The sequence below is a fragment of the Cylindrospermopsis sp. CR12 genome (assembly GCF_001432185.1).
Classification (GTDB): domain Bacteria; phylum Cyanobacteriota; class Cyanobacteriia; order Cyanobacteriales; family Nostocaceae; genus Raphidiopsis; species Raphidiopsis raciborskii.
The window spans coordinates 639-12,882 of record NZ_LMVE01000124.1; the positions used below are offsets into that span (position 1 = coordinate 639).

Genomic DNA, 12,244 nt, shown 5'->3' on the forward strand with positions numbered 1-12,244 from the left:
GTGTAGGTTCCCAATGGTGCAAAGCCGTAACCAGAGTAATTATCTCCATTTCCATAGAAATAGGTAAAGGTGTATTTCTGCCCGATAATGTCAGCTTCGTAGTATGAATTGAAGTATGGATCAAATGTATTGCCATCACTATTATAAGCATAGCCATACTCTGAGCCTAAACCATACGCATAAAGACCACCGGATACATTAGTGGTAGTGCCAAATCCTGTATCAGCATCAGTATAACTGGTGATATAAACATAGCCATCTGTGCCGGTTTCACTATTTTCAACAGAGTCAATAGTGTAGTAACCAAGTAGGTTATCAGGATAGGTTTGTCCCTGTAACTCGTTGTTTCCAAAAGTAGAGTTTAAGAGAGTTTGCTCTTCGGAAGTTTCAACCGTAAAGTAATCTGGTCCCGGTATAAAACTACCATCCCAACTTCCGATAATAAACAGATCAAATTCTAAGGTAATGGGATTGTTGGCTAGATCCGGGTGATTTAGGCTAAGACTAACAGTATCATTGGCAAATTCACCCAAGAAATCACGAGAGCCAACAGGTGTTGTAGAACGGGTAGAACTGGACCATCCTTCCACAGTATCTGTTTCAAAGTCATTGGTATGGGTGAAGCTGCCCGCAGTCACTTTCACATTATCCAAGCCCCAACTTTCGTTCCAAATGCCCTCCAAATTGGAACCCCTAAAGTTCAATGTTAGGAGATCGGAGGCATTGGTAAAGGTGTAGGTCAGATGATAGACTGAATCTCTACTGTAGCCGAGTGTGTTGTTTTCTACAGCTCCTGTGCGTGCAGGATATAGGGACGTTTCGTTGATGTAATTGCCAATAATTTGACCCTCAGTGTAGGTTCCCAATGGTGCAAAGCCGTAACCAGAGTAATTATCTCCATTTCCATAGAAATAGGTAAAGGTATATTTCTGCCTGATAATGTCAGCTTCGTAGTATTGAGTAAAGTAGGGATCAGATGCACTGCCGTCACTATTATAAGCATAGCCATACTCTGAACCTAAGCCAGAATAGCCACCACCATACCAGATATTCGTAGTTTCGCCAAAACCCGTATCAGCATCAGTATAACTGGTAATATAAACATAGCCATCTGTGCCGGTTTCACTATCTTCAACGGAGTCAATGACATAGTAGCCTTTTTGTGTCCCCGTTTCATTGTCATAGTTATAAGGTAACTTACCCACACCGTGGGTTCCCAATTGTGCAAAACCATAACCACTGTAGCTATCCCCATTACCGTAGAAATAGGTAAAGGTATATTTTTCGTTCTCTGTGATTGTCACTGTCCCCGTTGTTTGACCCAAAACGGCTCCCCCGGACACATTACTGAGATTCACGAAAAAGGTTTCATTCCCTTCCACACTGTCGTCATCCTGCAGAGGAACAACAATGTATTGAATGCTATCCCCAGGGTTAAAGGTAAGAGTTCCGGTAACAGGCGTATAGTCTTGATTTTCCGTGGCAGTGTCTGGACTCAACGAATAATCTACAGTGAAGGTTTGATCCGCAATACCCGTTAACGTAACAGGAATCCACACTTCATAGGAACCATTTTCTACCACGCTGACATCACCAACCGATAGGGTGGAAACACCACCTCCCATGTTAACCTGAATGTAAACGGTTCCAGTCACGGCATTACCACTACCATCTCCAAGGGTATAATTAAAACTATCAACCCCACTGAAACCTGACTGGGGAGTATAAAGTAAATTATCGTCCAGTAGATTGTCTGGTGTCTGATTATCATTGAGATAAACTGTTCCACTGTTGATACTCGATGAGTCAAAAGCCTTGATAAAAGGCTGTTTACCCTCAAGAACTAAATCATTGGCAAGAACATCTAGTGGGGTTGACGAGTATGAACTGACTAAAAAGGAATCGGTGACAGGAACTAACGGTAAGGAAGCAAAGCTGCCTTTGGTAATAAAAACCGCCGAGTCGTAAATCCCATCGCTATTATCGGCAATAGCCAACTTAAAGTGATATTTTTTATCTGGGATGACCTGGATTGCTGCAGTTAAACCAGTGGTAAAGCCATCAAACTCTGTATTATAGGGTGTAGTCGAGAGACCAAAGTCACTAGTATCGTTGTTAAGATAGTAAGCGGGATTGGTTGAAGAATTAACGTTATTGATAGCAATTGGAGTTGTTGTTCCTGGAATAACAGCAATATTGGTTGTGACACCTAATGAGTCCGTCACAAAGAAACCGAAAACATCGTTAAACTGGGTACTAACCCACTCGTTATATTCCTCAGACGCAAAAACGTAGTTAAAAGTGAGAAAACTATTTGTTGGTACAAAATCAAACTCTAAAACGGCGGCATCCTTGCCTGTAAAGTTTGCATCCGTAATCGCCACACCAGAACCAAGAATTGCAGAAGCTAAATCCAAAGCGTCAGCCATTTGATTATCCTTAATTAACATGAGAACTGGGAAGGGTTAGCCAACTGAATTAATGTTGGGAACAACAAAATCCCACCACAATTATACAATACAGAATTGTACGATATACAATACAGGACGGGGTTAAACAAAATCAAAATTTACAAAGTTTAATAAAACTTACAATATTAGTAAAAGTATTGTCAAGCATAAACTAGTTCTTAGCTTATCCCATCCATGAATATCACCTTATCTTTTCTCATAATTTTTTGTTGATGTATTGACATATGTCACTCAATATGGTAGAGTAGAAATAGGTCTAAAGAGTATTTAGAGTCAGTAAGGCGTTTTTGACTGCGCCAATAGAGTACGGTTGTGGAACAAAAACGGTTCATTGAATCCCCGTCTCTGACGGAGAGAAGTCAAAATATCCCCTAAAAATGTTACGATGGGCGTGCGCGCCGTGAAGTAAACCTCTACCACTTAGCGCTTAGCGCGGAATATCTTAAAGGATAACTACTACCAGGTGAATTATGTCTCAAACCCCTTCTACCCAGTCTCGTCCCTACCTGGACCTTTCCAGGGTTACTTTGCCCACCCAAGTCAAAATTGATGATCAGGAACTTGATGTAGCTACCCTCAGTGAACAACAAAAACTTGTATTACTGGATCTAGCCCGCATTGATAAAGAAATTAACGATACTGAGTTTTCGCTAAGAGTGCTTCGTTCTGCCAAGTCCGAACTTTCCCGCATTTTTGCTAGAATTAGTCAGCCCAGCGATAACGATGGAGTCTAAAAGGACAATTTTTGGCAAGCGGAAGCTTGTATCCATGACTTGAATCGATTTGTGTAAGAGCAGCTTTTTAACTAACTAGTCAATAATCAATTATTAAAGGTAAGTCGTGTCTAACCCAGCTTTTAGATTAATAGGTCTCGATGCTCTCCGTAACGATCCACGTTACGCTAACATTATTGATGGCAACGCTCCAGACCGTAACAGTGATGGTCAACCGGATCAGCGTTTGACCGTTGTTGTTCTTGACACTGGTGTGGATACAGGACATCAACTCCTGTCGCCCAATATCCTTGCCTATGTAGATTTTATTAATGGTACACCCGTTGTTACTAATAGACCACCAGCCTTTAGTAGTGGCAACTTTACCGTCCCGGAGAATACCACTGGTGTTGGCAGTGTAATGGCGACGGACGAGGATGCGGGTACTACTCTGACCTTCAGCATTGTTGGGGGGGCAGATCAAAATAAATTCACGATCGACAGTGTTACAGGGGCTTTAAGTTTCAATACCGCCCCTGATTTCGAGGCCCCAGGGGATGCGGGCACCAATAATGTTTACGATTTGCGCATCCAGGTAAGTGATGGTCAAAATTTGGTTGAGCAGGATATCACCATCACCGTGACTGATGTGAATGAGCTTCCCACCAATCAAGCGCCGACCTTTACTAATTCCCCTAGTTTTACCGTTGCTGAGAATAGAACCACCGTAGGTAATGTCACTGCCAGCGACCCAGAGAACAACCCCCTAAGTTTCAGTATTACTGGGGGGAGTGATCAAGCTCGGTTTGCTATCAATGCTAGTACAGGATCCCTGAGTTTCGTTACCGCTTCAGACTATGAAACGCCTACAGATGTGGGTCGCAATAATATCTATGATATCCAGGTAAGCGTATTTGATGGTCAAAATACGGTAAATCAGAACATAGCAGTTACCGTTACCGATGTAAATGACCGAACTTTACTAGGAGGCATTTTAAGCGACAACAATGACCCGGATGGGCATGGTACTCATGTATCCGGCACTATTGGAGCAACAGACCCAAATATTGGCGTAGCCAACAACGTGGATTTGATCGGACTCCGGGTACTGGGGGAAGGTCAAGATGGATCGGAAGTTGCCCAGGCATTGCAATGGGTTCTAGACCATCGATCAGAGTACAACATCGTTGCTGTCAATATGTCCCTGGGTATTCCCTCCGCGTTCTATACCCAAACCCCAGAAGGTCAGGATGATCCAGTTTACAATTCATGGGGACGTTTGATCCAAGAGCTAGAACAGGCGGGGGTTACCGTGGTTTCCGCAGCAGGTAACAGCTACGCCCAAAATCATCAAAACCCCAGTCTCCGGGAAAATGTCTCTATTCCTGCTATTGCCAGTACGGCCGCAGTTGGGGCTGTGTGGCAAGATGGTACCGTTAGCAATGCTAGATGGAGTGGTAGTAGAGATAATACAACCGGTGCTGATAGGTTGGTGAGCTTCAGTCAGCGACTCAGTACATATCCTGGTATGCTTTTCGCCCCAGGGGCAATTATTGAAAGCACCTTGCCTGGAAATCAAATAGGGGGCCTTGCTGGTACTAGTATGGCCACACCTATGGTCTCTGGAGTGGTTGCCTTGATGCAAGATGCCGCCCTTACTTTCGGCGATCGCCTTTTGACACCTAATGAGATTCGTCGAATTTTACTGGATACTGCTGATACAATTGTGGATGGCGATGATGAAGACACCAATGTTACCCCCACAGGGTCCACCTATCTACGCATTGATGTTTATGATGCCGTACAAGCAGTAGATCGTCTATTTACCTCCCCTCCTACTCCTAGAGATGGTACCTCCCAATTTTTCCGATTTGTCTTCAACTCTAGTCAACAGACTGAAGACTTCTACCAAGGCTATGGTTATGCAGCTGCTAATACTTATACATTAGGACAAAGCATTAGACCCACTGGATCTCTAGGAAGTTATACAATCACAGAAGTAATTAATGATCAATCAGGTACGGTAGGAGAAGTTGCAGTCACTGATTACTACGATGGCAGCACTGGTTTTGGTTATGCCATCTATGTAGATGCTAGTGGTACTGCAGGACTAGGCAGTGAATCTGGTTTCGCCTATAACAGTAATTTTGGCGGACCTGATACTTCCTTTAGTAGCTCCGACACGGCTGATCTCCAAGAACCCGTGGTTACATACCAACTTTATTACTTCACCTACAATTATAATAACGACGACCCAACCACCACGAATGTCGTAGAAGGCGACTTCTACCAAGGCTATGGTTATGCCCTTACTGGTACTTACACTGTAGGTGAGCGCATCAATCAGTCATCACCCAATGAAACAGGGAATAATGGTTACTACACCATTGATTCAGTTTTCGAGGGTAACTATGGTTTGCTCAACGCCGTAAGTGTTTATTCTTACTACGACGGTGCAGACGGTAATGGAAGTGACCTTGGCGGTGCTTATGGTTATGCCTCCTACGTTTCTGGAACTGGCTACGGAGGGCTGGGAACTGAAGAAGGTTATGCCTATGACTATAATTACGCTAGTACTGATACTTACTTCTCCAAGCATAATGAAGCAAATCTATCTGATGGAGTAGTAATTGATCCCCCCGTTCAGCTCTACTATTTTACCTACACCTATGGTAATGGTGATTCCTACCAAGGTTGGGGTTATGCCAATGCCAATACCTATCAGTCAGGACAAGTTATTGCCGTCACTGCTCCCAATGAATTAGGGTTAACTGGTCGGTATGTCATAGATTCAGTTTGGGAAAGTTATGGTCTTGTTGGTCAGGTGACCATTAATTCCTACTATGATGGTGCTGATGGCAATAATACTGACCCCGGCGGCAGTTATGGTTCTGCTTACTATGTTTCGGGGTCCGGTTACGGCGGTCTGGGATCGGAATCGGGCTATGCCTACGACTATAACTATCAAAGTACTGATATTTACTTCGACAACTTTTACGAAGCTAACCTTGTCACCCAACAACCGGGAAGCCAGCTTTATTATTTCACCTACTACTATGGCAATGGTGACTTCTATCAAGGTTATGGCTATGCTGTGGCGGGTACTTATACTCAGGATCAGCGCATTGACCAACAATCTGCAAATGAAACTGGTCAGACAGGTTACCACATCATTGATTATGTCTACGACAGTGCTTATAATTACTCTTCTGGGTATGTGTATGTTACTAACTACTATGATGCTTTGAGTAGCAGTGGTGGTTATGGTTATGCCCACTACGTTTGGGGTAATGGCTATAGTGGTCTAGGTTTCGAGTCTGGTTATGCCTACGACAATGCATATCAAAGTACTGATACGTCATTTAGTACCTTTAATGAAGCCAACTTAGTTACGAGTAACAGTGGAGACAGACAACTTTACTACTTTACTTACAACTATGGTAATGGCGATTATTACAAGGGCTATGGTTATGCAGCTGCTAACACTTACACTCAAGGTCAAAGTATTCCCCAAACTTCCCCCAATGAAACTGGGTTGGAAGGTTACTACGATATCACCGCTGTCTATAGTGATTCCTTTGGCTATCTTAACTCCGTTTTCGTCGATTACTATTATGATGCGGATACTGGCTACGGACCAGCAATCTATGCCTATGGTTCAGGCTATGATGGTCTGGGTTCTGAATCTGGTAGTGCATACGATGCTAACTATTTAAGTACAGACACATACTTCTCCAAGTTTTACGAAGTTGATCTTGTCGTACCCAGTAATGACAAGCAGCTCTACTACTTCACCTACTACTACAATGACAACCCAGCTACCACGGATGTCATAGAAGGTGACTATTACCAAGGGTATGGTTACGCTACTTCTGGTACTTATACTCAAGATCAGCTTATTGACCAAACTTCCCCTAATGAAACTGGTGGAACAGGTTACTACCAAATTACCTCTATCTCTAGTGTTACATACGGCACTGTCGGTGAGGTCTCCGTTTTCCACTACAATGATGCTGATACAAACTACGGACCAGCTTACAGCGTTTGGGCTCAGGGGTATAGCGGACTAGGGTCAGAATCAGGTTATGCTTACGACTACTACTACTCCAGTCCCGATAACTACTTCAACAACTATTATGAGGCGGATCTAGGCAATTCTAGTAGAGTTGACCTGTACTACTTCACCTACTACTACAATGACAACCCAGCTACCACGGATGTCATAGAAGGTGACTATTACCAAGGGTATGGTTACGCTACTTCTGGTACTTACACACAAGATCAGCGTATTGACCAAGCCAATGAAACTGGTGTAACAGGTTACTACAAAATTGATTCTGTATATTCCGACTCCAACTACTCCTCTGCCAACACGGTTTACGTCTACAACTACTATGACGGTGATACAGGCTATGGCTGGGCATGGAATGCTTGGGGACAAGGGTCTGCTGGTCTTGGATCTGAGTATGGCTATGCCTACGATTATAACTATATCACAACAGATCCAATATTTGGAAAGAGCGGCTCGACCTTCTATGAAGCGGATCTTATAAGCAGTTATGGTAAGGACACCAATGCCACCTTGGCAACAGCCACCAATTTGGGTGTGATCAATGAGCGAAATTTAAGTATCCTCACCAGTCCAGATACATCATCGTTCAGTGTGGGAACTGACCCAGGTTCCAATAATCTAGTTCCAGCGGATGTGGACATGTACCGTTTTGAACTGAGCCAACCTGGTACTATTAGCCTGGAGACCTCTCGTCCGCAGAACGGTGTAGACATGGATACCATTCTGCGATTGTTTGACGTCTACGGTAATGAACTGGGAACGGATGATAATACGGGACCTAATTTCTACTCTCGTCTCAATGCCTATTTAGATGCAGGCACTTATTACTTTGGTGTCAGTGGTTATGCCAATTTCTCTTACTCTCCCACCAGTGCCAACAGTGGGGTTGAAGGTAGTAATGGAGATTACGCCATCAGCATTGCCTTTAATCCCAATGCCACACCCTTTGTGGGTGACCCCAATGGTACAGCAACGGGGGCACGGGATATAGGTGCTTTAAGTAATTTTGCCACTGCTGGCGGTGCTGACGTTCCTTCAATCATTGGGCTAGATACAAACGTACCGGGTGTTGACCCCATACCGGAAAATCTCATTGCGGTAGGAGACCAAGATGTGGACCTGATCAAGTTCACCGTCGATCCCGGTTTGGTTATCTTCCAAACCAGTGATTATGTCCCTGACTACATTGGGAAATTTGGGCAGACACGCGGTCAAGCCTATTTAGACCTATTAGATTCCGATCGCGATGGAAGTTTTGATGACTCAATAGACACTGTGCTGCGTTTATTTGATGCCAGTGGTAATGAGTTAGCCATTGATGATGACGGTGGAGAAGGATTACTGTCTCGTCTGGAATATGTCTTCACAACAGCAGGTACATACTATTTAGGGGTGAGCGGTCATGGTAACTCCACCTACAACATCAATACTTTGCCTGATGCTGTTGATAATGACTCAAGCCGTCGCTCGGGTAGTACGGGTTCATCCCTGTTGAGCATCATCCTGCAACCCAAAACTGCTCCCCAAGACCCCAACGGTGTTTTCTATGGTGCTATTCCCGTTGACCTCCTCTATGGCTCTAACTTGACCCTTTCTGAGCGGATTGGCACTGACATCTTAGCAGATGCAACAATTAATGTTACGGGCGGTGATGTAGATTTATATCGGTTTGTAGCCAATGAAAGTGGTGTAGTGCTGATTGACATAGACACAGCCACTGGTAATAGCCTGAATACCTACCTGCGGATTTTTGATGGCAATGGTATTGCCCTTCCCAGTCCCTACTTTAACGACGACAGTACGGCTCAGGGCTTTAACCGGGACTCACTTACAGAATCGGGCAACAATTCTACTGATAGTTTTGTTCGGTTGGATGTGACCGCTGGCAGTACGTATTACATTGGCGTATCCGCCAGCGGTAACCAGACCTATGATCTGAACAATTTGGATGGACGCACAAACCCATCTACGGGAGATTACCAAATCAATCTGCAGTACGGTGGAGGTGCCACTACTGCAACAGATGCAGATGGATATATCCACGCTAACTTACCCAGTTTTAATCTAACTCAGACTAATACTGGCAGCAGTAACCTCACTTCCCTCCAGCGTAACATTGGTAACGATGATCAGGTGGCGGTTGGTGCAACCGATGTGGATTTTGTGAAAGTCAATTTCCAGGGAACTGGCACAACACCACGTATTCTAACGGCCACAGCTCGGGGAATAGGTACAGGACAAAGTGCCCTGGTGCCTACGGTCTATGTGTTTAACGGACAGGGCGATCGCCTATCAGCCTCCACGTCTAGCAGCAGTCCTAATACGGTACAAATCTCCCTTAATCCTGGTACTGACTACTATGTAGGCGTTGCTGGCTATGGGAACGAAAACTTCAATCCTCTCATCATGGGCAGCGGAACATCCGCTAATACGGGCAACTACACCCTTGATTTGAGCCTTTCCGGTAGCGATCGCCAGTTATTAACTGGTATTCTCAATGCTGCTAACCTACGGGGAAGTCTTTATGGTAACTCCCTAGACTTTGACATTGATCTGTTTGGACAGGGAACTCCCCGCACTTACACCCTTAGCTCTACCCCCCGCACCATCCTTGCTAGTCTGGGTGAAGACATAGACCAATATAGCGCCACAGCGGAAGAAAGTAATGCCTTTGGTCGTCTTTACATTGAGGCTCAAGGGTTAACAGGCAATGCTGCTAATGTGACAGCTACTAGCTCTGATGTAGGTGCTGATGATGTGGATATTTATCCAGTTAGCATTACTGAAGCTGGTGCTTATCGCTTCACTACCAGTGGTACAGGTATTGCCATCGATGATGCTCGCCCAACCTTAAAGCTTTTTGATTCTCAAGGTGCCTCGGTTACCTTAAATAACTATGGTCCACAAGGACTTGTAACGGGTAACGTGCTGGCAGATCTAACACCTGGTAATTATTACTTCGCGGTAATGTCCACTGGTACTGGCACTGACCAGTTTGCCTTCGGGAATGACCCAGGGTTTAGCTCCGCTTTAACTGAAGCTCAACTGCGAGAGTTTTATCAAAACACTGGCAATTATCAATTGGATATGGTCAAGGCATCTCTTGATCAACCTAATACCTGGATTGATCGAGGCACATCTTTCGCTCAAAGGTTTAGTCTTCCCCTAGATGTGGCCAGTCTGCAACTCTATGGTGCGAGTGGTATTACACCTAGCTTGAGGGTTAATGGTCCCAGTGGATCTGTGGCAGGTTCGCTAGTGTATGATGAAGATAATAACACACTGCGTTTTGTTCCCACCAATCCCATCTTGGCAGCAGGTGACTATACCATTACCTATACTGACCCATCTGATTTCAAAGCGGAAGGTGCCAATTTAACCGCTGGTAACTTGCAGTCGGCTACCTTTAATGTTCCAGCTGCTGGGCCTGTGGTCTATTTGCCTAGCTTTGCTCGTGGACCAGGTCAACCAGTAAATATTAATGGTACTGGTATACCAGTAAAAATATCCGATACTGATGGGCTGACTAATATTCGGATTACGGTGGACTACGATCCTGATGCACTAAATATTACTGATGCTCAACTTCCCGATGCCTTAAAAGATACTTGGGAAATTGTGGGTAGGCCAACTATTGCCAGTGGAAGGGTGACAGTTGATCTACGGGATAAGCTTAATGATGGGGTCAGTAGCCCTCTAGCTTCTGGGGATAGAGAAGTGATTCGCCTAATTGCGGATGTTCCCACAAGTGCAGTTTTTAATTCTGCGGAAGTGTTAGAGATAAGTGCTGGTGCTCGTGCTGGCTCGCGATCTGTAACTATTTCCGATAGCACTGCTGTACAGAAAGTTGCTTTCTTTGGAGATACTAATGCCAATGGAAGAGTTAACTCCGCTGATGCTGTTAGCGTTTTACGATTAGCCGCAGGACTGAGTGATGGTTTTGATCCCTTTGATTTAGTAGATCCTAATCTGATTGCGGATACGAACAACAATGGTCGAACTAATTCAGCTGATGCGGTTAACGTACTGCGGTTTGCTGCTGGAATAAGTACCCCGTCTATTCCCACTGTCACAAATCCTTCTCTTGCTGTTCCAGGTCTGGACCCAACAATTACTGTCTCATCCACCAGTGGTAATCCGGGAGACATCGTCAGCGTCACTCTTTCAGTAACCTCAACTGAAGATGGGGCCAATGATATAGCGTCTTATGGTTTGCGAATTGTCTTTGATACCAACATCTTGGATATTACTTCCGCTACTGGTAATTCTTCAGATGTGACCCCTAATACAGCGGCAGGTTTCACCACAGTTGAGAATGTTAATGATTCCCAGGGATTTGTTATTATCACGGGAGCGAACGCTACCGGTACTAACATTAGTTCTGGGTTACCACTCAATTTGGCAACGATTAATTTCACAATTAAATCCTCCGCTTCTGCTGGAACTACTCCCCTTACTTTGAGTTTGGCTCCTAACAACGATATAACTGACTCAAGTGATAATATCCTGACTCTAACCCCAGTCAATGGAACGATAACTATTAATAGTACTACTGGTGGAGGAGACACCACCGCCCCCGTTGTAAACGCCAACCAAACGTTCTCCTATGCAGAAGGAAAAATGGCTAACTTCCAAGTGGGAACGGTCACAGCTACCGATGCAGTAGGAGTCACAAGCTTTGCGATCGCATCTGGAAATAATTCCGGGTTCTTTGCCATTAGTAACAGTGGAGTAATTACCCTCACAGCAGCAGGTGCAGCTGCATCAGCCGCGTCCAATGACTTTGAGACTAATCCAAATACGTTTACATTAGGAATAACTGCTAGTGATGCTGCTGGTAACACATCTACTTCTACCAACATTACTATTAATGTCACCGATGTGGATGACACCGCCCCCGTTGTAAACACCAACCAAACGTTCTCCTATGCAGAAGGAAAAACGGCTAACTTCCAAGTGGGAACAGTCACAGCTACCGATGCAGTAGG

The 12,244-nt window shown here is 44.6% G+C and carries 3 protein-coding genes; 2 read left to right on the forward strand and 1 reads right to left on the reverse strand.

Going from position 1 to position 12,244, the window contains the following annotated elements:
* Window positions 1–2,429 (reverse strand): choice-of-anchor L domain-containing protein (locus ASL19_RS13955; protein WP_200959875.1); only part of this gene is annotated, 2,429 nt, incomplete at its 3' end.
* A gap of 512 nt (window positions 2,430–2,941) precedes the next feature.
* On the opposite strand from ASL19_RS13955, the gene ASL19_RS13960 reads away from it, so the two are divergent.
* Window positions 2,942–3,205: a hypothetical protein gene (locus ASL19_RS13960; RefSeq protein ID WP_006278322.1), complete on the forward strand. Its 264-nt coding sequence runs from the start codon at window positions 2,942–2,944 to the stop codon at window positions 3,203–3,205.
* Window positions 3,206–3,311: 106 nt separating this feature from the next.
* Window positions 3,312–12,244: S8 family serine peptidase (locus ASL19_RS13965; RefSeq protein WP_082604705.1), on the forward strand; the 8,933-nt coding region annotated here is incomplete at its 3' end.

Bases quoted from the DNA above. Each gene is read 5' to 3' on its own strand.
- ASL19_RS13960 (WP_006278322.1), top strand. From the start codon at position 2,942: ATGTCTCAAACCCCTTCTACCCAGTCTCGTCCCTACCTGGACCTTTCC.